The organism is Klebsiella sp. 141240 (assembly GCF_050600805.1).
Lineage (GTDB): Bacteria > Pseudomonadota > Gammaproteobacteria > Enterobacterales > Enterobacteriaceae > Klebsiella > Klebsiella aerogenes.
Genome location: NZ_JAQIRK010000006.1, coordinates 1 through 21,722, shown reverse-complemented (window position 1 = coordinate 21,722; position 21,722 = coordinate 1). Strand labels below are relative to the sequence as shown.

The window sequence follows — 21,722 nt, the reverse complement described above, 5'->3', positions numbered from 1 at the left end:
TAGTTCAGGCGTGATGAGCGCCAAGCGGAAGTTTTTGATTCTTAGCAGGCTTAACAATTAAAGTAAGCCATACCGAGGCGAAAAGCGCCACACCCATGAAAATGTACGAGGCGGACGGACTGCCGGTTGCGCCGTTGAGATAGCCGACGAACCACGAGCCAAAGAAGGAACCCAGCGCTCCCATACTGTTGATCAGCGCCATCGCGCCGCCGGCGACGTTGCGCGGCAGCATCTCCGGGATAATCGCAAAGAACGGGCCATACGGGGCGTACATGGCCGCGCCGGCGATCACCAGCAGGGTATAAGAGACCCAGAAATGGTTGGCGCCGACGGCCCACGAGCCGATGAACGCCAGCCCGCCAATGAGCAGCAGCGGCCAGACAAACAGCTTACGGTTCTGCATCTTATCGGAAGCCCAGGAGACGGCGATCATCGCAATCGTTGCCGCCAGATAGGGTACTGAAGAGAGCCAGCCTACCTCGACCATCCCCATGTTTTCGCCGCCGCTGCGGATGATTGACGGCAGCCACAGTACGAAACCGTACACGCCGATGCTCCAGGCGAAATATTGCATACACAGCAGTACCACGTTGCGTGAACGGAAGGCTTCGCCATAGTTACGCACCGCTTTGATACCCTGCTGTTCGCGCTCCAGCTGTTCCTGCAGCGCCGCTTTTTCACTTTCCGCCAGCCAGTTCACCTGCGACGGTTTGTCTTTCACCAGTACCCACCAGCAGAAGGCCCAAATCACCGCAGGGATCCCTTCAAGGATAAACATTTCACGCCAGCCGAAGGCCTGGATCAGATAACCCGATACGACCGACATCCACAGTACGGTGACCGGGTTGCCGAGGATCAGGAAGGTGTTGGCGCGCGAGCGCTCTGATTTTGTGAACCAGTTACTGATGTAAATCAGCATCGCCGGCATGACCGCCGCTTCCACCACGCCAAGGATAAAGCGGATGGCCGCCAGCGCCGGAATGTTATGCACTACGCCGGTCAGCGAGGCGCAGCCGCCCCAAAGGATCAGACAGATAAAGATAAGTTTACGCACGCTGCGGCGTTCGGCGTAAATTGCCCCAGGGATTTGGAAGAAGAAATATCCAAGGAAGAAAAGGGCGCCAAGCAGCGATGAGATGCCTTTAGTGATGCCAAGGTCTTCGGTAATGCCCGCGGCCGATGCAAAGCTGAAGTTGGCGCGGTCAAGGTACGCCAGGCTATACGTGATAAACACGATAGGCATGATATACCACCAACGTTTTGCTGCATTTGTTGAACTGTTCATAGGCTTGCCTCTGTCAATGAGGTGACATACGCCCGCCGGGACGGGCGCTGCTGTGCCGCGCTGCATGTAGGGTACAGGACGGCTGTTTTAGGTGAAAAGTTTATTCGCCCAGCGTTTCGCGGGTGGGCAGCCCTTCGCTATCGCCCTGTACCTGAATGGCCAGCGAGCCAATTTTGTTACCGCGGTTCACGGCTTGCGTCAGCGTTTTGCCTTCCAGCAGCGCGCTGATCACCCCGACGGCAAAGCCATCGCCCGCGCCGACGGTGTCCACCACGTTATCGACTTTAATCGCGGCGATGGCACCCTGTTCGCCGTCGGCGGTCTTGAACCATGCGCCGTCGCAGCCGGTTTTAATCACCACCGCCTTAACGCCGCGCGACAGATAGAAATCAGCGATACCTTCCGGCGTCTGTTGGCCGGTGAGAATGACGCCCTCTTTTAAGCCTGGCAAAACCCAATCAGCCTGGAAGGCGAGGCGGTTCAGTTTCTCCACCATCTCGGCTTCGCTTTTCCACAGTACCGGGCGCAGGTTTGGGTCAAAAGAGAGGGTTTTCCCTTCGGCTTTCATCACCCTGGCCGCATGTTCCAGCAATGCATACGAGCTATCGGACAGCGCGGCGGCGACGCCGCTTAAATGCAAATGGCGGGCGCTGGTGAAGTAATCGGCGCGGAAATCTTCCGTCGACAGATGGCTGGCAGCCGATCCTTTACGGAAATATTCCACGATGGGATCGGTTCCATTTTCGACTTTAGATTTCATCTGGAAGCCGGTAGCGTAGCGCTCGTCAACGGCTACGCCGCGCGCGTCAATACCTTCTTTGGCCAGCGAATTCAGCACGAAGCGGCCAAAGCTATCGTTGCCGACGCGGCTTACCCAGCCCACCTTCAGCCCCAGGCGCGCCAGGCCGGTCGCCACGTTCAGTTCAGCGCCGGCGACGCGTTTGATAAAGCGTTCGACTTCCGCCAGTTCGCCGGTTTCGGTGGCGACAAACATCGCCATGGCTTCGCCAATGGTAATGACATCTAAGTTTTCCATGGCTTAATCCTCGCGTAACAGATCAACATAATGGCGGGTGACGGCGGTCAGATCGTCGCCGACCAGCGGGAATTCAATACCGCGCGGCGCGTCGGCGGGCAGGTTATCGAGCAGCGCCAGCCAGCGAGCGTCCGCCTGGTCCGGTGGGACGGCGCGATACTTCTCATGATGAGGCTCCGCCGCCTTCACATGAATATAGCTGACTGCAGGGGCGAGGTAGCGCGCGGCTTCTTCCGGCGAATCGCCGACCCACAGCCAGTTCCCCATGTCGAAAGTCAGCGTCACCGGCATCTGATGGACCCGACAGGCGGCTTTGAAACGCTGCATCGGCGCCAGTTGGCCGCAATCGGTCTGGTCATTTTCCACCACCAGCGCCATGCCGCTGGCGCTCAGAATGTCGCGCAGCGTCTCCAGCTGTTGGTTATGGATGAAATGACCGAGGGAGAGCTTCAGCCACAGAGCATTGAGGGTTTGCGCTTCCTCAAGTAACGAGGGGAGATGGGGATTGAGCTCGCCGTTGTCGGCGAACAGCGCTTGCGGCGCGGAGTAGCAGGCCAGCAGCCCCTGTTTTTCAATGTCGGCCGCCAGCGTTGGCAACTGCTTCAGTTCCGCCGCGCTGAACAGCTCGCGGCGAATTTCCACGCCATCGGCGCCGGAACCGGCGATAAAGGGTAATACGGCGGACTGCCCGCCAAGCGCTTTAACGTGGTCGTTGCCATAAGCGGCGGTGACGACAATGATTTTTCTGGCCATTGAACAAACTCCTGGCGTGGTGGGGCTTAACTCCCTATTACGCTAGATGGTACCGGTTCCAAAGAAAAGGCCAGGATGTTTAATTTATGATCGTCATCACGATGAATCGTTAACGAGACGTTGATCCCCGGACGATAAGTTCGCCGGAGAAGACCCGCTCGCAGATGGGGTCGCTGCCGCCTTCGATACGTCTGACGACCTGTTCGACCGCGGCATAGCCAATCTGCCAGGTTGGCTGTTTGAGGGTGGTGATACCGACGCCCGCCAGCTCCGCCCATTCCAGCTCATCGAAGCCCAGCAGGCCGATATCGCTGCCCCAGATGAGATCAACGCGCTTCAGTGAACGGGCGACCTGTAACGTCAGGGCGCCATTGGCGGAAATCACCGCTTTGCGCATTCCGCGGTGGCGGGCGTGGAACTGACGCAGGACGTTATCCATCATGGCGCCGTCGTTGAGCGGGACCTCGGCGTTTTCCGCCACTATTCCGGTATGGCGCTGCAGGGTCGCGCGAAAGGCGTCCAGGCGCTCGCGGCGGGTGTTTACGGAGCCTATCGGCTCGCTTAAAAACAACAGCGCTTCGAAACCCTTTTCCACCAGATGCTCGGTGGCGGTGGTGGCGGCCTGAGTGTTATCCAACCCCACGACATCACAGGCGAAATCGGGGATTTTACGGTCGATAAGCACCATCGGCAGCGAGGATTGCTGCAGGCGGTTGAGGCCTTCTTCGCGCATGCCGACCGCATTAACCACAATCCCTTCAACCTGATAGCTGCGTAGGAGGTCGAGATAGTGAAGCTCCTGATCGATTTCGTTGTTGGTATTACACACCAGCAAGGTGAAGCCTTTTTCGCGGCAGGCGGCTTCAATCCCGCTTAACACGTTCACGGAGTAAGGGTTGGTGATATCGGCGATGATCAGGCCAATCAGGCGGGTACGACCATGTTTTAGGCCACGGGCCATCAGGCTGGGACGGTAGTTGAGCTCGGCAATCGCTTTCTCAATCCGCGCAAGCAGATCGTCGGAAAGCAGATGCTTTTCGCCGTTGAGATAGCGTGAAATGCTGGTTTTACCGGTTTTCGCGGCTTTCGCCACGTCGCTGATGGTTGCTCGCGCCGCTTTCGCCATGATGGCTTCCTTTGCTGAAAATCTGCCAACACCTTAGCGCGAAAAATAGCGATATCAAGCATTTTGCCCGGCAGGAAGGCTGCCGGGCCGGAAACAAGAGGATTACTGCAGCGGGCTGAGGGTAATTTCCACGCGACGGTTCTGCGCCTTGCCTTCCGCCGTGCTGTTGCTGGCGATCGGGTTCGCCGGGCCCATGCCGGTGGTGCGAATACGGTTGGCCGCCACGCCCTGAGTGATGAGCGCGCTGGAGACGCTATCGGCACGCTGTTGCGACAGACGCATGTTCAGATCGTTGCTGCCGGTGCTGTCGGTGTAGCCGACGACGTTAACGGCGGTTTTCTCGTACTCTTTCAACACCATCGCGACGCCGGTCAGGGTGTTGGCGCCTGCAGGTTTCAGGTTGGCGCTGCTGCTGTCAAAAGTGACGTTATTCGGCATGTTAAGCACGATGTTGTCGCCATTTCGCGTCACGCTGACGCCGGTTCCCTGCATTTTTTCGCGCAGCTTCGCTTCCTGCACGTCCATGTAGTAACCGATGCCGCCGCCGAGCGCCGCGCCTGCTGCTGCGCCAATCAGCGCGCCTTTGCCGCGGTCATGCTTGGAAGAGGAGAGCGCGCCGACGCCTGCGCCCACTAAGGAGCCGATACCCGCGCCGATGCCGGATTTTCCCGCTTCGCGTTCGCCGGTATAAGGGTTGGTAGTACAACCAGAAATAGCCAGTGTGCCGCTAACGATAGCAGCAATCATGAGTACGCGTTTTTTCATCTTATTTCCTTAATCCTTTTTATTCTTTGCCACCGCAAGCGTGACGGTTGATTATGACGTCCGAATACGGAGAAAATTCCCCGCAGGGTATCTCTTTTTGTAAGTAACATTGAACGGTTGACTAACAAACCGTCACAACACCTGCATTCGCTGACCCAGGAGCCTGCTTTGCCAACCTCATCTGCAACTAAAACCATCTTAACCGCGGCCCACTGGGGGCCAATGCTGGTGGAGACGGATGGTGAAAATGTGATTTCGTCCCGCGGCGCGCTGGACACCCCCTTCGCCAACTCGCTGCAAACGGCGGTGCGCGAACAGGTGCACAGTAAAACTCGCGTTCGCTATCCGATGGTGCGAAAGGGCTTTCTTGCTTCGCCACAACAGCCGCAGGGCGTACGCGGCCAGGATGAATTCGTGCGGGTAAGCTGGGAGCAGGCGCTTGACCTGATTGATGCTCAGCATCGACGGATCCGCGAAAGCTTCGGCCCGCAGTCGATTTTCGCCGGTTCCTATGGCTGGCGTTCTAACGGCGTGTTGCATAAGGCGGCAACCCTGCTGCAGCGCTATATGAGTCTTACCGGGGGCTATACCGGACACCTCGGCGATTATTCAACCGGCGCGGCGCAGGCGATCATGCCTTATGTGGTTGGCGGTAATGAAGTTTATCAACAGCAAACCAGCTGGCCGCTTATCCTGGAGCACAGCGAGGTGGTGGTGTTGTGGAGCGCTAATCCGCTGAATACGCTGAAAATCGCCTGGAACGCCTCGGATGAACAGGGGATCCCCTGGTTTGATCGCCTGCGCCAGAGCGGCAAGCGGCTGATCTGTATCGATCCTATGCGATCGGAAAGCGTTGATTTCTTTGGCGAATCGATGGAATGGATCGCGCCGCATATGGGCACTGACGTTGCGTTGATGCTGGGGATCGCCCATACGCTGGTAGAGCATGGCTGGCAGGACGATGAATTCCTCGCCCGCTGTACCAGCGGTTATGACATTTTCGCCCGCTATTTGAGTGGTGAAAGCGATGGCGTCGCCAAAACCGCCGAATGGGCGGCGGCAATCTGCGGCGTAGCGGCGGAAAAAATCCGCGAACTGGCGAAACTTTTCCACGAAAACACCACCATGCTGATGTCCGGCTGGGGCATGCAGCGCCAGCAGTTTGGCGAGCAAAAACACTGGATGCTGGTGACGCTGGCGGCGATGCTGGGGCAGATTGGCACGCCCGGCGGCGGTTTTGGTCTTTCTTACCACTTTGCCAACGGCGGCAACCCCACGCGCCGCGCCGCGGTGCTGGCCTCCATGCAGGGCAGCGTAGCGGGCGGCGTAGACGCGGTGGAAAAAATCCCGGTTGCCCGCATCGTTGAGGCGCTGGAAAACCCAGGGGCAAGCTATCAGCACAACGGGATGACGCGGCGCTTTCCCGACATCCGCTTTATCTGGTGGGCGGGCGGCGCCAACTTTACCCATCATCAAGATACCAACCGCCTGATTCAGGCCTGGCAGAAGCCGGAGCTGATTGTGATTTCCGAATGCTTCTGGACCGCCGCCGCGCGCCATGCCGATATCGTCTTACCGGCGACCACTTCGTTTGAGCGCAACGATCTGACCATGACCGGGGACTACAGCAATCAGCATCTGGTGCCGATGAAGCGGGTGGTCGCGCCACGCGATGAAGCGCGCGACGATTTTGATGTCTTTGCGGATCTGAGCGAACGCTGGGAGGCGGGCGGCCGCGAACGTTTCACCGAAGGAAAAAACGATTTGCAATGGCTGGAGAGCTTCTACCAGATTGCCGCCCAGCGCGGGGCGCAGCAGCAGGTGACGCTGCCGCCGTTTGCCGAATTCTGGCAGGCTAACCAGCTAATTGAAATGCCGGAAAACCCGGATAACGCCCGTTTCTCTCGTTTCGCGGCATTCCGCGCAGACCCGCAGGCTAACCCGTTAAAAACCGCGAGCGGGAAAATTGAAATTCACTCGCCGACCATTGCCGGCTTTGGCTATGCCGATTGTCCGCCGCACCCGATGTGGCTCGAACCTGATGAGTGGCACGGCAACGCCGAGGAAGGTCAGCTACAGGTGCTTTCCGCCCATCCGGCGCACCGCCTGCATAGCCAGTTGAACCAGACCTCGCTGCGCGAAAGGTATGCGGTGGCCGGGCGTGAGCCGCTGACTATCCATCCGCTGGACGCGCAGGCGCGCAATATCACCGACGGCGATCTGGTGCGGGTGTGGAATTCACGTGGTCAGGTACTGGCCGGCGCGGTGGTCACGGAAGGTATTCGTCCGGGGGTGATTTGCCTGCATGAAGGCGCATGGCCGGATATCGACCCCGATGCCGGAATATGCAAAAACGGTGCGGTGAACGTGCTGACGAAAGATATTCCGACCTCGCGTCTGGGCAACGGTTGCGCCGGGAATACGGCGCTGGCATGGCTGGAAAAATATGATGGGCCCGCGCTGGCGCTCAGCGCATTTGATCCGCCGGCCAATGCATAATCCAGGTTGGGTGCTGGGTGTCGTCCTGCCATGCGCAGTCTTCTATTCGGAAGCCCTGCGCGTGGTAGAAATTCACCGCCCGCACGTTTTTCTGATAAACCTCCAGGCTTAGCCAGTCGTAGTGCTGCTTGACCTCATCAAGCAGCGCGCGGCCGATACCGTGGCGGATCGCTTGCGGGGCGACGAAAAGCGCCCCGACGAAGCGCGAATCCATCACGCTTACAAACCCTTTCAGCGCGTCATTCTCCTGCCACACCCAGGTGGCGGCGGCGGGGAGATAGACATCACGCACGACTTCCAGACTCTCCCGCCAGTAGCTTTCGGCAATAAACGGATGCGCATAAATGGTGCTTTCCAGCCACAACTCGAGCAGCGGGCCGGTCTCTGTGGCATCCCATTTTTGGATCATGCAGGTCTCCCTGGGTGGCAAAAGCAGCCTGTCACGTGATCGTTGACTAACCCGCAGGCCTGCATAAACGAATAACAGATGGTGGAGCCGACAAACTTAAAGCCGCGCTTTTTCAGCGCCTTAGATAGGGCATCAGAGGCTGGTGTGGTGGTGGGGATTTCGGCGAGCGTCGCGGCATGGGTAATTTGCGGCTGGTTCTCGACAAATGACCAGACGAAATCGCTGAATGCTTCGCCGTTGGCTTCCATGGCGAGAAACGCCCGCGCATTGCCGATGATGGCCTGGATCTTTCCCCGATGGCGGATGATGCCCGCATCCTGTAGCAGGCGCTCGACGTCTGCTTCATCCATGGCCGCTACGCGAACTGGGTCGAACTGGTGAAAGGCCTGACGATAGTTTTCCCGTTTTTTCAGTACGGTTATCCACGAAAGCCCCGCCTGCTGGCCTTCGAGGCAGATCATTTCAAACAGCTTTTGCGGCGTTCTCTCGGCGACTCCCCATTCGTTATCGTGATACTGGATATAAAGAGGATCCTGGCTTACCCATCCGCAACGTTGCATGTTTCTCTCCCTTTCGTCAGAAAACTTTTTCATCCGCCTTGACGGCTGAAAGATAAAGATAATAGTTAATACAGGGAAACCACTTCCCATCAACTCCTTATACTTCAAGTTGCGTAGAAGTGGGCGGCAGCTCGAATTATTTTGAGTATAAAAACACAGCAACATTGCCGATTCGGCTCTTTTGGAGTCGCATTAATGATAATAAAGAAATGCAATGGCCTCCGGGGTGGGTTGATCCCGGCGTGCATCACTATCTGGGTGTCGTGTGTTTCAGGCGCTAATGCCTGGCAACAGGAATATATCGCTAACGATACAAAAAGTAATACGTCCGAACGCTATACATGGGATAGCGATCACCAACCGCGTTATGAAGACATTCTTGCCGAGCGTATGAGAGCGTCAGAAGCGCCCGCCGGACTGGCATTGAATCAGGCGCTGGCGCCGCCGGATTTGGGGCACGGCATGAGCGTGGGATGGAACTATTCACTGGCCAGCGGCGTGACCTCCGGGCCGGTCGCCAGCTTGCGTAGCGATCTCAACCCGCCGCCAGCGACGCGTCGCGCGGGCGAAAGTATTTACGTCAACACGCTCGGCTGGCGTATGGATTATCAGCAGCTGTGGGGCGTGCATCCATGGGCGCAGGTGAGCTATAACCAGTCTATCTCTATCGATAACAATGCGTCGATTAGCCGCGGCAAAGACGGTAGCTGGGGCGATGTGACGCTGGGCGCCGATATGCCGCTTGGTTCTCATCTGGCGGCATGGGCCACACTTTCGCAGGCGGATAATGTGCCGTCGGGTGAAAACACGCTATATCTGATGGGCGTCAGCGCCAATTTCTAACCTATTTTGTTACGCATTTGAAACTCAGTCGTTACTGTTAAATCTCAGTAACGGCGCGTTTCTGTGAGATAGCGCACACTAACTTTTTAGGTAAAATTTAGGGAATGAATGTTTTGCAATGTCATTCATTCCGCCATAAATGCATTTCATTCCTCGTTGATGGCAGTTCATGCCGTTTTCCCCCACCGGATTTGGGGATTTGGTTATTGTGGCGGCAGTTAATCCTTCAGGACATCTGCTATGAACGCTGCAAACACTCAATATACCCGTTGGCTCACGCTGATTGGCACGATCATTACGCAATTCGCACTGGGATCGGTTTATACATGGAGTTTGTTTAATAGTTCTCTGGCCAGCAAACTGGACGAGCCAGTAAGCCAGGTGGCATTTTCCTTCGGCCTGTTAAGTCTTGGGCTGGCGTTATCCTCTTCCGTTGCCGGTAAATTGCAGGAACGCTTTGGCGTGAAGCGCGTCACCATGGCATCCGGTATCCTGCTTGGCGTCGGGTTTTTCCTCACGGCCCATGCCAACAGCCTGATGATGCTGTGGCTGAGCGCCGGCCTGCTGGTCGGTCTGGCGGACGGCGCGGGCTATCTGCTGACGTTGTCGAACTGCGTGAAGTGGTTCCCGGAGCGTAAAGGTCTGATTTCCGCCTTCTCGATTGGCGCTTATGGCCTTGGCAGCCTCGGTTTTAAATTTATCGATAGCCACCTGCTGGCGACGGTCGGGCTGGAAAAAACCTTTGTTATCTGGGGCGCTATCGTACTGGTGATGATCGTCTTTGGCGCCACCCTGATGAAAGATGCGCCGAATCATCCCGCGACGACCACCGCTAACGGCGTCGTCGAAAATGATTTCACCCTCGCTGAATCCATGCGTAAACCGCAGTACTGGATGCTGGCGGTGATGTTCCTGACGGCCTGCATGAGCGGACTGTATGTGATTGGCGTAGCAAAAGATATCGCCCAGGGTATGGTGCACCTCGATGTGGCGACGGCGGCGAATGCGGTTACCGTGATTTCTATCGCCAACCTGAGCGGCCGCCTGGTGCTGGGCATCCTGTCTGATAAGATCTCCCGTATCCGCGTGATTACCATCGGTCAGGTGGTCTCCCTGGTCGGTATGGCGGCCCTGCTGTTCGCGCCGCTAAATGCGATGACCTTCTTTGCGGCGATTGCCTGTGTGGCCTTTAACTTCGGCGGCACCATTACCGTCTTCCCTTCGTTGGTAAGCGAGTTCTTTGGCCTCAATAACCTGGCGAAAAACTACGGTGTGATTTATCTCGGCTTCGGTATCGGTAGTATTTGCGGTTCGCTGATTGCCTCCGTGTTCGGCGGCTTCTATGTCACCTTCTGTGTCATCTTCGCTCTGCTGATTTTGTCACTGGCGCTTTCCACCACAATTCGCCAGCCGAAAAGCGAAATTTACCACCAGGCGCACGCCTGATAGCGTCACCTTTCCTAAGCTAATAATGCCTTGCCAGCCAGATATTTTGTAAATATCTGGCTGAATCACATTCCTCGCGGATACTTTTGCCATTTGCTGTGGTCTACTTAGCGCGCTTTGTAGAGGTTTCCGATAACCAACCCAGACGCACTTAATTAATCTTCCTGTTTATATCGTTTTAATCAGGGCGGTTTTATCTCTTCGTTTCCCAGGTTTGCTTGCATGAAATACATTAAAACGATGTCACAGCAGAAGCTGAGTTTTTGGCTTGCGCTGTACATCGGCTGGTTTATGAACGCCGCGGTGTTTTTCCGTCGTTTCGATGGTTACGCTCAAGAGTTTACCGTCTGGAAAGGGTTGTCCGGAGTGGTGGAACTGGTGGCGACGGTGCTGGTCACCTTCTTCCTGCTGCGTCTGCTCTCGTTATTTGGTCGCCGGGTCTGGCGCATCTTAGCTACGCTGGTGGTGTTGTTTTCCGCTGGGGCAAGTTATTACATGACTTTCCTTAATGTGGTCATTGGCTACGGCATAATCGCTTCGGTGATGACCACCGATATTGACCTGTCGAAAGAGGTTATCGGCTGGCATCTGATCCTGTGGCTGGCCGCGGTTAGCGTTTTGCCGCTCCTTCTTATCTGGAGCAACCGCTGCCGTAAGACGCTGCTGCAACAGGTCAAAACGCCGGGTCAGCGGGTGAAAAATATCCTGATAGTCGTGCTGGCCGGGCTGATGGTCTGGGGGCCGATTCGCCTGCTTGAGCTACGTCAGCATGATATCGAGCGTAACTCTGAAGTCGATATGCCAAGCTACGGCGGCGTCATTGCCAACTCGTATCTGCCTTCGAACTGGCTGTCGGCGCTTGGGCTGTACGCCTGGGCGCAGGTGGATGAATCGTCTGATAATAAGTCGCTGATTAACCCAGCGAAAAAATTTACCTATGTGGCGCCGCAGGATCTTGATGATACTTACGTGGTGTTTATTATCGGCGAGACCACCCGCTGGGATCATATGGGTATTCTCGGCTATAACCGTAATACCACGCCGAAGCTGGCGCAGGAGAAGAATCTTGTCGCCTTCCGCGGCACCTCTTGCGATACCGCCACCAAGTTATCGTTGCGCTGTATGTTCGTACGCGAGGGCGGGGCGGATGATAATCCGCAACGGACGCTGAAAGAGCAGAATGTGTTTGCCGTACTGCATCAGCTGGGCTTTGCAGGCGACCTGTACGCCATGCAGAGTGAGATGTGGTTCTACAGCAATACGATGGCCAACAATATCGCCTATCGCGAGCAGATCGGCGCCGAGCCGCGCAATCGCGGCAAGAACGTGGATGATATGCTGCTGGTCGATGAAATGAAGCGCGGCATGGAGCAAAATCCTGATGGCAAGCGCTTGATTATCCTGCATACCAAGGGATCGCACTTTAACTACACCCAGCGTTATCCGCGCAGCTTCGCGCAATGGAAACCGGAGTGTATCGGCGTGGACAGCAAATGCTCGAAGGCCGAGTTGATTAACTCCTACGATAACAGCGTCACCTACGTGGATCACTTTATCGTCAGCGTGCTGGACCAACTGCGGGATAAAAAGGCTATCGTGTTCTACGCCGCCGATCACGGCGAGTCGATTAATGAACACGAACATCTGCACGGTACGCCGCGCATGATGGCGCCGCCGGAGCAGTTCCGCGTGCCGATGATGGTCTGGATGTCGGATAAATATCTGGCGAACCCGGACCATGCCGCCTCCTTTGCGCGTCTCAAGCAGCAGGCGGCGACGAAGGCTCCGCACCGTCACGTTGAGCTGTATGACACCATTATGGGTTGTCTTGGTTATACCTCGCCGGATGGCGGGATTAATGAAAACAACAATTGGTGTCGGAAAAAGTAAGACGTACGGTCTATTTTCAGAATCTCGGGTCTGTTTTCGTTTCCTGAGACCAGGATAAGTTAATCCCTCACAAGGCTTGTGCCGTGTGAGGGATTTTTTATTTCGCACAATGGACGCGTTTACCAGGCTGTTTCTCCTCGCTGTTCCTTTCCTGTTTCTCTCGTTCCACCCTGTGCTCGTGCTTTCATGGAGAGAAAGAATGAACCTCATTAAGTGTTTGAGCCTGTTATTTTTGTTTTTACTGGCTGGTTGTCAGTCAGAGGAGGAAACCCTGTCGTTTCTGCTGGCCTGTAAATACGACAGCGTCGTAAATATTGAAACCATGCTGAATAACGGCATTGATGTTAATGGTAAAAGCAAAGCAGGCATTACCGGGTTAATGTTGGCGGCTGCAGAAAATCGCCGGGAAGTCGTTGAACTGCTGCTGAAGCATCATGCTAAACCAAATATCCAGACTCGCGCCGGTACATCGGCTCTTATGCTGGCTTCAGCAAGGGGAAGTGAAGCTGCCATTATCTCCGATTTGATTCATGCAAAAGCGGATGTGAATCTGGTTACCCGAAACAAGAATACGGCACTGATGTCTGCTATTTCTGATGGTGAGGAGGTTAAGGATGACTATCTGCATATTATCGAGTTGAAAAAACCGGGCGCCCCTCAAGAAGAAGAGAGCGTGCTTGATAAAATAGTCGCAGCGACAGCGGAGCGGTCGCTGGCCAGAAACGGTAGCGCGCTGATGACCGAAGATATGGCCTTAAAAGCCGCGCCCGGTATATTGAAGAAAAATGGTGAGGAGATCGTCGCACTGCTTTTAAAGTCCGGAGCGGATGTGAATGCGGTCAATAATGATGGCGAGACGGCGTTTTACCAGGCGATTAACCACAATCGTTCAGCGTCGGTGATTAAAGCGTTAACAGATGCTGGCGCGGATGTGAACAAGGCGGACAACGAAGGAACTTCGCCTCTGATGCTGGCTGCGGTAAGCACTGACCCTACACTGATAAACATGCTGGCGTTACCGGGGCTGGATGTCGATCAAACCAACCGCGATGGGTTGACACCCTTGCAGATTGCCTCCGCCTATGGTGCGCCAGCTGTAATTTCAGCGCTGGTGGAGCGAGGGGCAAAGGTTGATTTTCTCTCTTCAAAAGATTTCACCGCGTTGATGATGGCCGTGAAAATGGAGAAAAAATCGAGCGTTGTTGCCCTGCTTGCCGCTGGTGCTAACGTCAATCTTAAAAACAAAGCGGGATATACGGCGATAGGATATAGCCGTAGCGGAGAAATACGCCAGTTATTAATCGATAATCATGCTGATTTAACGGGACAGGTTGCGCTGATGGCGCAAAGCGAGCTCCGGTTCTGTGCGAATAAGTTAGCGGATTCACTCGCTTATTCGGATATTGCCCGTTCGATTAGCGGTGATTCTCGTCCAGACATTATGATGCATCGGCAGGATTGTCCTGGGCTAGGGCAATTGACCATGCTGCTGGGCAGTTTTGAATTTAAGCCTGCAGGGACGCAATATATGGGACAAACGGTAACCTGCACGGTATCGGAACACCGCAAAGAGTTTGAGGCGAAGTGTCATTGAAGAAACTGAAAAAGCGAAGCGAGCGATAAGTTGCTGAGTTTTTCGTCGCTTGATTGATTTTTTGCTAATAAGGCATTGACGGGTGTGCATCCCAGCAGTAAGATGCGCCCCGCATTCGGTGATTGGCGCAGCCTGGTAGCGCACTTCGTTCGGGACGAAGGGGTCGGAGGTTCGAATCCTCTATCACCGACCAAATTCGAAAGCCTGCTCAACGAGCAGGCTTTTTTGCATCTGCGGCCCGAAGAGGATGAGAACCTCCGGGGGCAGAGGTTCGACTCGAGCGTAGCGAGAGAACGTTGCGTCAGCAACGGCCCGTAGGGCGAGCCACGAAGTGGCGAGTTATCCTCTATCACCGACCAAATTCGAAAGCCTGCTCAACGAGCAGGCTTTTTTGCATCTGCGGCCCGAAGAGGATGAGAACCTCCGGGGGCAGAGGTTCGACTCGAGCGTAGCGAGAGAACGTTGCGTCAGCAACGGCCCGTAGGGCGAGCCACGAAGTGGCGAGTTATCCTCTATCACCGACCAAATTCGAAAAGCCTGCTCAATGAGCAGGCTTTTTTGCATCTGCGGTCCGAAGAGGATGAGAACCTCCGGGGGCAGAGGTTCGACTCGATCGCAGCCCGGTAGCCCGGCTCAGCGCAGCGCAAGCCGGGGCGAAAACCCCGCCAGAGTCACAAAAATCGCATCTCCCCAGGTATCTCGCCAGCTGTTCGCTATTTTGTGACATCTTCCATTGCATTTTTTTATCGATGAACAGATCTTTTTTCGCGAAGCTTATGGCTAACTACAGCATTTTCCGCTGTGCGTTTTAACGTTCGCGCTATTAATCGCTCACATAATGGTCACACGGGAAGAAATTTTCACCATTTTTAAGAATTGTTTATCACCAGATGTTGCAAACTATTAAGGGCTTTATTCTGGTTTATTGCCGGTAGCATAAATTTCTCTGCTGAAAATAGCGCCATCAAGTTTTTTTAATCTTTGCCCACCGATTCTCACCCCTGACGCAAAACCCGGTTAGCTGTATTGACGTTTCTCCATTCTGTTGACAGATTGTACGGCATGAGGGGCATTTCATGGAGAATCCGTACTGCAACTCAGTCGTTTTAGCGAACGGAATCCCCATCTCTCTCAACGCCTTCGGGCACCACCGACCAGACCGGGTAAAAAATAAATAAAGGTCTGGCGGCTATATGCAAACAACATCACAGTTTTGGAGCAGAATAATGAGTATTTCCTTGAAAAAGTCAGGGATGCTGAAGCTTGGTCTGAGCCTGGTCGCCATGACCGTCGCCGCAAGCGTACAAGCTAAAACCCTGGTTTATTGTTCTGAAGGTTCGCCGGAAGGCTTTAACCCACAGCTATTCACCTCTGGTACCACCTATGACGCCAGCTCGGTGCCTATTTACAACCGCCTGGTTGAATTCAAAACCGGTACGACAGAAGTTATTCCTGGCCTGGCTGAGAAGTGGGATGTCAGCGAGGACGGTAAAACCTATACCTTCCACCTGCGTAAAGGCGTGAAGTGGCAGGATAATAAAGACTTTAAACCAACGCGCGAGCTGAATGCCGACGACGTGGTGTTCTCCTTCGACCGCCAGAAAAATGACAAAAACCCGTACCATAAAGTCTCTGGCGGCAGCTATGAGTACTTCGAAGGGATGGGCCTGCAGGACCTGATTAGCGAAGTGAAGAAAGTGGACGATAATACCGTCCAGTTCGTGCTGACTCGCCCGGAAGCGCCGTTCCTTGCTGACCTGGCGATGGACTTTGCTTCTATCCTGTCGAAAGAGTATGCCGACAATATGCTGAAAGCCGGCACGCCGGAAAAAGTAGACCTTAACCCAATCGGTACCGGTCCATTCCAGCTGCTGCAGTACCAAAAAGACTCGCGCATTCTGTATAAAGCCTTCCCGGGCTACTGGGGCACCAAGCCGCAGATCGATCGCCTGGTCTTCTCCATCACTCCGGACGCTTCCGTACGCTACGCCAAGCTGCAGAAAAACGAATGCCAGGTGATGCCGTATCCGAACCCGGCTGACATCGCGCGCATGAAGGAAGATAAAAACATCAACCTGCTGGAACAGCCGGGTCTGAACGTGGGTTATCTCTCCTTCAACACCGAGAAAAAACCGCTGGATAACGTCAAAGTTCGCCAGGCGCTGACCTATGCGGTGAACAAAGAAGCGATCATCAAAGCCGTTTACCAGGGCGCAGGCCAGTCGGCGAAGAACCTGATCCCGCCGACCATGTGGGGCTATAACGATGACGTTAAAGACTATACCTACGATCCTGAGAAGGCGAAGCAACTGCTGAAAGAAGCAGGCATGGAAAAAGGCTTCACCATTGACCTGTGGGCAATGCCGGTACAGCGTCCGTATAACCCGAACGCGCGCCGTATGGCTGAAATGATCCAGGCCGACTGGGCGAAAGTCGGCGTACAGGCCAAGATCGTCACCTACGAGTGGGGCGAGTACCTGAAACGCGCGAAAGCGGGCGAGCATCAGACCGTGATGATGGGCTGGACCGGCGACAACGGGGATCCGGATAACTTCTTCGCGACCCTGTTCAGCTGCGCCGCGGCGAAAGACGGCTCTAACTACTCTCGCTGGTGCTATAAGCCGTTTGAAGACCTCATTCAACCGGCGCGCGCCACCGACGACCACAACAAGCGTATTGAACTGTACAAACAGGCTCAGGTAGTGATGCATGACCAGGCTCCGGCGCTGATCATCGCCCACTCCACCGTTTACGAGCCAGTGCGTAAAGAAGTCAAAGGCTATGTGGTTGATCCGCTTGGCAAACACCACTTCGATAACGTCTCTGTCGAATAATAAGCACGATGCCTGACCCCCTCTCCCCGCGCGGGAGAGGGGGGGGCGTATTCCCGCTATTCGGGGAATACTTTTGTGAGCAATACAGACGCCTTGTCACCAGGCCTGGCGTCACTATAGAGAAACCGGGTTATGTTGCAGTTTATTCTCCGACGTTTGGGACTCGTCATCCCGACATTTATCGGTATTACCCTTCTCACCTTTGCTTTCGTTCATATGATCCCCGGCGATCCGGTGATGATTATGGCGGGCGAACGTGGTATTTCCCCCGAACGTCACGCGCAGCTGCTGGCCGAAATGGGCCTTGATAAGCCGCTGTGGCAGCAATATGCCCATTATATTTGGGGCGTACTGCACGGTGATTTAGGGATCTCGCTGAAAAGCCGAATTCCCGTGTGGCAAGAGTTTGTGCCGCGCTTCAAGGCCACCCTCGAACTGGGCGTCTGCGCGATGATTTTCGCCGTCGCGGTCGGTATTCCGGTGGGCGTGCTGGCTGCGGTAAAACGCGGCTCCATCTTTGACCACACCGCCGTGGGCCTGGCGCTGACTGGTTACTCGATGCCTATCTTCTGGTGGGGCATGATGCTGATTATGCTGGTTTCGGTACAGCTGAACCTGACGCCGGTCTCCGGGCGTATCAGTGATACGGTATTCCTTGATGATACCCTGCCGCTGACCGGTTTTATGCTGATTGACACCGCCATCTGGGGCGAGCAGGGCGACTTTATCGATGCCTTAATGCATATGATCCTACCCGCCATCGTGCTGGGCACGATTCCGCTGGCGGTGATCGTGCGTATGACCCGATCGTCGATGCTTGAAGTGCTGGGCGAGGATTACATCCGTACCGCACGCGCTAAGGGGTTGACCCGCATGCGGGTGATTGTCATCCATGCGCTACGCAACGCGATGCTGCCGGTGGTGACGGTGATTGGTCTGCAGGTGGGCACGCTGCTGGCGGGCGCCATTCTGACCGAAACTATTTTTTCGTGGCCAGGTTTAGGCCGCTGGCTCATCGATGCGCTACAGCGCCGCGATTATCCAGTTGTGCAGGGCGGGGTTCTGCTGGTGGCGACGATGATTATTCTCGTCAACCTGCTGGTCGACCTGCTGTATGGCGTGGTGAACCCGCGTATCCGGCATAAGAAGTAAGGGGCCATCATGTCACAAATTACAGAAAATAAAGTTGTCGCCGCACCGGTGCCAATGACCCCGCTGCAGGAGTTCTGGCACTATTTCAAACGCAATAAGGGTGCCGTCGTCGGGTTGGTGTATGTGGCGGTGATGATTATCATCGCGGTATTCGCCAACTTTCTCGCCCCTTATAACCCGGCAGATCAGTTCCGTGATTCGCTGCTGGCGCCGCCGTTCTGGCAGGATGGCGGTAGCTTGACGCATCTGCTAGGCACCGATGACGTGGGTCGCGATATTCTCTCGCGCCTGATGTACGGCGCGCGCCTGTCGCTGCTGGTGGGCTGTCTGGTGGTGGTGCTGTCGCTGATCCTCGGCGTGGTGCTGGGGCTGGTTGCTGGCTATTTCGGCGGGGTGGTGGACTCCATCATCATGCGCGTGGTCGATATCATGCTGGCGCTGCCGAGCCTGCTACTGGCGTTGGTGCTGGTGGCTATCTTCGGACCATCAATCGTCAATGCTTCGCTGGCGCTCACCTTCGTTGCCCTACCGCACTATGTGCGTCTGACGCGCGCGGCGGTGCTGGTGGAAGTGCACCGCGATTACGTTACCGCTTCCCGCGTGGCGGGCGCCGGCGCGATGCGCCAGATGTTCGTTAATATTCTCCCTAACTGTCTTGCGCCGCTGATTGTTCAGGCGTCGCTGGGCTTCTCTAACGCCATTCTCGACATGGCAGCGCTGGGGTTCCTCGGTATGGGCGCGCAGCCGCCGACGCCTGAGTGGGGCACTATGCTTTCCGACGTATTGCAGTTCGCGCAAAGCGCCTGGTGGGTGGTGACCTTCCCGGGTGTGGCGATCCTGCTGACGGTGCTGGCATTTAACCTGATGGGTGACGGTCTGCGTGACGCGCTCGATCCCAAACTGAAGCAGTAAGAGGTTCGAGATGGCGTTATTAAATGTAGATAAGTTATCGGTGCATTTCGGCGATGAGAATGCGCCGTTCCGCGCCGTAGACCGCATCAGCTATAGCGTGAAGCAGGGTGAAGTAGTTGGCATCGTGGGTGAATCGGGTTCCGGTAAGTCGGTGAGCTCGCTGGCGATTATGGGGCTGATTGATTACCCCGGCCGGGTGATGGCGGACAAACTGGAATTTAACGGCCGCGATTTGCAGCGAATTTCGGAAAAAGAGCGGCGCCAGTTGGTGGGGGCGGAAGTGGCGATGATCTTCCAGGATCCGATGACCAGCCTCAACCCGTGCTTTACCGTCGGCTACCAGATTATGGAAGCGATTAAGGTCCATCAGGGCGGCAATAAGCAAACCCGGCGCCAGCGGGCGATCGATCTGCTGAACCTGGTGGGTATTCCTGACCCGGCGTCGCGGCTGGACGTTTATCCGCACCAGCTTTCCGGTGGGATGAGCCAGCGCGTGATGATCGCGATGGCGATCGCCTGCCGGCCAAAGCTACTGATTGCCGATGAACCGACCACCGCGCTGGATGTGACCATCCAGGCGCAGATTATCGAACTGCTGCTGGAGTTGCAGCAGCAAGAGAATATGGCGTTGGTGCTGATTACCCACGATCTGGCGCTCGTAGCGGAAGCCGCGCATAAAATTATCGTCATGTACGCGGGTCAGGTGGTGGAGACCGGCGATGCGAAAGATATCTTCCGCGCGCCGCGTCATCCTTACACCCAGGCGCTGCTGCGCGCGCTGCCGGAGTTTGCCCAGGATAAAGCGCGTCTGGCGTCGTTACCGGGCGTGGTGCCGGGGAAATACGATCGTCCGAATGGTTGCCTGCTGAACCCGCGCTGCCCCTATGCAACGGATAAATGCCGGAGCGAAGAGCCCGCGCTCGCGGATCTCGACGGCGGCCGTCAGTCTAAATGCCACTACCCACTCGATGATGCCGGGAGGCCTGGATTATGAGTACGCAAAAGGTCGCCACGCAACAACCGCTGTTGCAGGCCATTGATCTGAAAAAACACTATCCGGTAAAGAAGGGGCTGTTCGCTCCGGAACGGCTGGTGAAAGCGCTGGACGGCGTCTCCTTTACTCTTGAGCGCGGTAAAACGCTGGCAGTGGTGGGGGAATCAGGCTGCGGCAAATCGACGCTGGGTCGTTTGCTGACGATGATTGAAATTCCCACCGGCGGCGAGCTGTATTATCAAGGGCAGGATCTGCTTAAGCACGACCCGCAGGCGCAAAAGCTGCGGCGGCAAAAAATCCAGATTGTGTTCCAGAACCCGTATGGCTCGCTGAACCCACGTAAAAAAGTGGGGCAGATTCTGGAAGAGCCGCTGTTGATTAACAGCAGTCTGAGCAAAGAGCAGCGACGTGAAAAGGCGCTGGCGATGATGGCGAAGGTGGGCCTCAAAACGGAGCATTACGATCGCTACCCGCATATGTTCTCCGGCGGTCAGCGTCAGCGTATCGCCATTGCTCGCGGGCTGATGTTGGATCCGGACGTGGTGATTGCCGATGAGCCGGTTTCCGCGCTGGATGTTTCGGTACGCGCCCAGGTGCTGAACCTGATGATGGACCTGCAGCAGGATTTAGGTTTGTCCTACGTGTTTATCTCCCACGACTTATCGGTCGTTGAGCACATCGCTGATGAAGTTATGGTGATGTATCTTGGCCGCTGCGTGGAGAAGGGGACCAAAGACCAGATCTTTAATAACCCACGTCATCCGTATACCCAGGCGCTATTGTCGGCGACGCCGCGTCTGAACCCGGACGATCGTCGCGAGCGTATCAAGCTGACCGGCGAACTGCCGAGCCCGCTGAATCCGCCGCCGGGCTGCGCCTTCAATGCGCGCTGCCGCCGACGCTTTGGCCCATGCACCCAGCTTCAGCCGCAGCTAAAGGATTACGGCGGCCAACTGGTGGCCTGCTTTGCCGTTGATCAGGATGAGAATCCGGAGAAAGCGCGAGCGTGATGGTAGGCGGGTTGTCGCGTGATGAATTCTGCGGGGGAGGGCTGGAATGCGCCTCGCAGATTGCCGAAGGGCGTGGTGAAGGCGATGACACGGAGCAGTAGAATCGACGCCAAGCCGGGTTCGCCCGGTGAGGCGCAATGTTGCGGGGGCTTGAACCCCGGCGGCATAGATAAGTTGCTGGAAAGAGAAAACCCTCGCACGTTGCTGGTGTTAACCAGGCAACTGAACGAGGGCTATCACTAACTCCAAGCAAGTTAAAGATAGCCGCGAACGGTTGCCATTGCAATACAGGCGGCTCTATGACGCTCACACAGTTAGGTCTGATCTTATGGGACGATCTGGCGGCGCCGATAATCGCTGGCATCGTGGTCAGCATTATCGTCAGCTGGATGCATAACCAGAAGTGACGGACCGGCGGGCGTGAGTCTGCTGCGTTGGCAATTTGCGCCCGAACAGGCCGCAGGAATTCTCCTGCGGCCTTTTTCGTTTTGCCAGGCTGCACGCAGAATGTGGTTGGTTGCTGGAATGCGCCTCGCAGATTGCCGAAGGGCGTGGTGAAGGCGATGACACGGAGCAGTAGAATCGACGCCAAGCCGGGTTCGCCCGGTGAGGCG

Annotated in this window: 18 protein-coding genes, 1 tRNA gene and 2 other RNA genes; 14 read left to right on the top strand and 7 right to left on the bottom strand. The window is 55.8% G+C overall.

Annotated features, from left to right (window positions below; genetic code table 11):
• Positions 1-4 precede the first annotated feature (4 nt).
• From PGQ95_RS12915 to PGQ95_RS12895, 5 genes are all read right to left on the bottom strand, one after another.
• The gene (locus tag PGQ95_RS12915) at positions 5-1,285 is read right to left on the bottom strand and encodes an MFS transporter (protein ID WP_087858977.1); all 1,281 of its coding nucleotides are present in this window, start codon (positions 1,283-1,285) and stop codon (positions 5-7) included.
• A 100-nt stretch (positions 1,286-1,385) separates the two neighbouring features.
• A complete protein-coding gene (locus PGQ95_RS12910; protein WP_087858978.1) occupies positions 1,386-2,321 on the bottom strand; it encodes a sugar kinase in 936 nt (311 codons plus the stop codon).
• Positions 2,322-2,324: 3 nt separating this feature from the next.
• Complete coding sequence (locus PGQ95_RS12905; RefSeq protein WP_045375376.1) at positions 2,325-3,074, bottom strand: sugar phosphate isomerase/epimerase family protein; 750 nt, start codon at positions 3,072-3,074, stop codon at positions 2,325-2,327.
• A 109-nt stretch (positions 3,075-3,183) separates the two neighbouring features.
• Positions 3,184-4,200, bottom strand: a complete 1,017-nt coding sequence (locus PGQ95_RS12900) for a LacI family DNA-binding transcriptional regulator (protein ID WP_087858980.1) — start codon at positions 4,198-4,200, stop codon at positions 3,184-3,186.
• 102 nt (positions 4,201-4,302) lie between these two features.
• Positions 4,303-4,965 (bottom strand): OmpA family lipoprotein, encoded by a 663-nt coding sequence (locus PGQ95_RS12895; RefSeq protein WP_430918325.1) that lies wholly within the window; start codon positions 4,963-4,965, stop codon positions 4,303-4,305.
• Positions 4,966-5,133: 168 nt separating this feature from the next.
• Between PGQ95_RS12895 and PGQ95_RS12890 the strand changes: the two genes are divergently transcribed.
• Positions 5,134-7,464, top strand: coding sequence for a molybdopterin guanine dinucleotide-containing S/N-oxide reductase (locus tag PGQ95_RS12890; RefSeq protein WP_430918323.1), 2,331 nt, complete (start codon positions 5,134-5,136; stop codon positions 7,462-7,464).
• Here the strand turns inward: PGQ95_RS12890 and PGQ95_RS12885 are convergent.
• Both PGQ95_RS12885 and tag read right to left on the bottom strand, forming a co-directional pair.
• Positions 7,433-7,873: an N-acetyltransferase gene (locus PGQ95_RS12885; RefSeq protein ID WP_042893599.1), complete on the bottom strand. Its 441-nt coding sequence runs from the start codon at positions 7,871-7,873 to the stop codon at positions 7,433-7,435. The two genes, PGQ95_RS12890 and PGQ95_RS12885, sit on opposite strands and share 32 nt — an antisense overlap.
• Positions 7,870-8,433, bottom strand: coding sequence for a DNA-3-methyladenine glycosylase I (gene tag / locus PGQ95_RS12880; protein ID WP_087859093.1), 564 nt, complete (start codon positions 8,431-8,433; stop codon positions 7,870-7,872). The genes PGQ95_RS12885 and tag overlap by 4 nt, the downstream gene beginning before the upstream one ends.
• 258 nt (positions 8,434-8,691) lie before the next feature.
• On the opposite strand from tag, the gene PGQ95_RS12875 reads away from it, so the two are divergent.
• From PGQ95_RS12875 to PGQ95_RS12815, 13 genes are all read left to right on the top strand, one after another.
• The gene (locus PGQ95_RS12875; protein ID WP_162750192.1) at positions 8,692-9,276 is read left to right on the top strand and encodes an autotransporter outer membrane beta-barrel domain-containing protein; all 585 of its coding nucleotides are present in this window, start codon (positions 8,692-8,694) and stop codon (positions 9,274-9,276) included.
• A gap of 240 nt (positions 9,277-9,516) precedes the next feature.
• Positions 9,517-10,722, top strand: coding sequence for an L-lactate MFS transporter (locus PGQ95_RS12870; protein WP_020077719.1), 1,206 nt, complete (start codon positions 9,517-9,519; stop codon positions 10,720-10,722).
• Between the two features lie 222 nt (positions 10,723-10,944).
• On the top strand, positions 10,945-12,612 hold the full coding sequence (gene eptB, locus PGQ95_RS12865; RefSeq protein WP_213317580.1) for a kdo(2)-lipid A phosphoethanolamine 7''-transferase: 1,668 nt from the start codon (positions 10,945-10,947) through the stop codon (positions 12,610-12,612).
• Positions 12,613-12,811: 199 nt separating this feature from the next.
• Positions 12,812-14,206: an ankyrin repeat domain-containing protein gene (locus PGQ95_RS12860; protein ID WP_430918320.1), complete on the top strand. Its 1,395-nt coding sequence runs from the start codon at positions 12,812-12,814 to the stop codon at positions 14,204-14,206.
• A gap of 116 nt (positions 14,207-14,322) precedes the next feature.
• Positions 14,323-14,399, top strand: a tRNA-Pro gene (locus tag PGQ95_RS12855).
• Positions 14,400-14,432: 33 nt separating this feature from the next.
• A non-coding RNA gene (locus tag PGQ95_RS12850) (RtT sRNA) lies at positions 14,433-14,565 on the top strand.
• Between the two features lie 33 nt (positions 14,566-14,598).
• A non-coding RNA gene (locus tag PGQ95_RS12845) (RtT sRNA) lies at positions 14,599-14,731 on the top strand.
• Between the two features lie 701 nt (positions 14,732-15,432).
• The gene (gene dppA / locus PGQ95_RS12840) at positions 15,433-17,040 is read left to right on the top strand and encodes a dipeptide ABC transporter periplasmic-binding protein DppA (protein WP_015369230.1); all 1,608 of its coding nucleotides are present in this window, start codon (positions 15,433-15,435) and stop codon (positions 17,038-17,040) included.
• 132 nt (positions 17,041-17,172) lie between these two features.
• A complete protein-coding gene (gene dppB, locus PGQ95_RS12835) occupies positions 17,173-18,192 on the top strand; it encodes a dipeptide ABC transporter permease DppB (protein WP_002921786.1) in 1,020 nt (339 codons plus the stop codon).
• A gap of 9 nt (positions 18,193-18,201) precedes the next feature.
• Positions 18,202-19,104, top strand: a complete 903-nt coding sequence (gene dppC / locus PGQ95_RS12830) for a dipeptide ABC transporter permease DppC (RefSeq protein ID WP_213794179.1) — start codon at positions 18,202-18,204, stop codon at positions 19,102-19,104.
• Between the two features lie 10 nt (positions 19,105-19,114).
• Entirely contained in the window at positions 19,115-20,098 is a 984-nt protein-coding gene (gene dppD / locus PGQ95_RS12825) for a dipeptide ABC transporter ATP-binding protein (protein ID WP_015703765.1), read from the top strand.
• The gene (gene dppF / locus PGQ95_RS12820; protein WP_045386512.1) at positions 20,095-21,108 is read left to right on the top strand and encodes a dipeptide ABC transporter ATP-binding subunit DppF; all 1,014 of its coding nucleotides are present in this window, start codon (positions 20,095-20,097) and stop codon (positions 21,106-21,108) included. The genes dppD and dppF overlap by 4 nt, the downstream gene beginning before the upstream one ends.
• Before the next feature lie 299 nt (positions 21,109-21,407).
• Positions 21,408-21,515 carry a type I toxin-antitoxin system toxin Ldr family protein gene (locus PGQ95_RS12815; RefSeq protein ID WP_015703763.1) on the top strand — a complete coding sequence of 36 codons (108 nt, stop codon included), beginning with the start codon at positions 21,408-21,410 and terminating at the stop codon, positions 21,513-21,515.
• The last annotated feature ends 207 nt before the right edge of the window (positions 21,516-21,722 follow it).

Excerpts from the sequence above, each read along its gene's own strand:
- PGQ95_RS12915 (WP_087858977.1), bottom strand. The coding sequence starts at position 1,285 with ATGAACAGTTCAACAAATGCAGCAAAACGTTGGTGGTATATCATGCCT.
- PGQ95_RS12910 (WP_087858978.1), bottom strand. The coding sequence starts at position 2,321 with ATGGAAAACTTAGATGTCATTACCATTGGCGAAGCCATGGCGATGTTT.
- PGQ95_RS12905 (WP_045375376.1), bottom strand. The coding sequence starts at position 3,074 with ATGGCCAGAAAAATCATTGTCGTCACCGCCGCTTATGGCAACGACCAC.
- PGQ95_RS12900 (WP_087858980.1), bottom strand. The coding sequence starts at position 4,200 with ATGGCGAAAGCGGCGCGAGCAACCATCAGCGACGTGGCGAAAGCCGCG.
- PGQ95_RS12895 (WP_430918325.1), bottom strand. The coding sequence starts at position 4,965 with ATGAAAAAACGCGTACTCATGATTGCTGCTATCGTTAGCGGCACACTG.
- PGQ95_RS12885 (WP_042893599.1), bottom strand. The coding sequence starts at position 7,873 with ATGATCCAAAAATGGGATGCCACAGAGACCGGCCCGCTGCTCGAGTTG.
- tag (WP_087859093.1), bottom strand. The coding sequence starts at position 8,433 with ATGCAACGTTGCGGATGGGTAAGCCAGGATCCTCTTTATATCCAGTAT.
- PGQ95_RS12870 (WP_020077719.1), top strand. The coding sequence starts at position 9,517 with ATGAACGCTGCAAACACTCAATATACCCGTTGGCTCACGCTGATTGGC.
- eptB (WP_213317580.1), top strand. The coding sequence starts at position 10,945 with ATGAAATACATTAAAACGATGTCACAGCAGAAGCTGAGTTTTTGGCTT.
- PGQ95_RS12860 (WP_430918320.1), top strand. The coding sequence starts at position 12,812 with ATGAACCTCATTAAGTGTTTGAGCCTGTTATTTTTGTTTTTACTGGCT.
- dppA (WP_015369230.1), top strand. The coding sequence starts at position 15,433 with ATGAGTATTTCCTTGAAAAAGTCAGGGATGCTGAAGCTTGGTCTGAGC.
- dppB (WP_002921786.1), top strand. The coding sequence starts at position 17,173 with ATGTTGCAGTTTATTCTCCGACGTTTGGGACTCGTCATCCCGACATTT.
- dppC (WP_213794179.1), top strand. The coding sequence starts at position 18,202 with ATGTCACAAATTACAGAAAATAAAGTTGTCGCCGCACCGGTGCCAATG.
- dppD (WP_015703765.1), top strand. The coding sequence starts at position 19,115 with ATGGCGTTATTAAATGTAGATAAGTTATCGGTGCATTTCGGCGATGAG.
- dppF (WP_045386512.1), top strand. The coding sequence starts at position 20,095 with ATGAGTACGCAAAAGGTCGCCACGCAACAACCGCTGTTGCAGGCCATT.
- PGQ95_RS12815 (WP_015703763.1), top strand. The coding sequence starts at position 21,408 with ATGACGCTCACACAGTTAGGTCTGATCTTATGGGACGATCTGGCGGCG.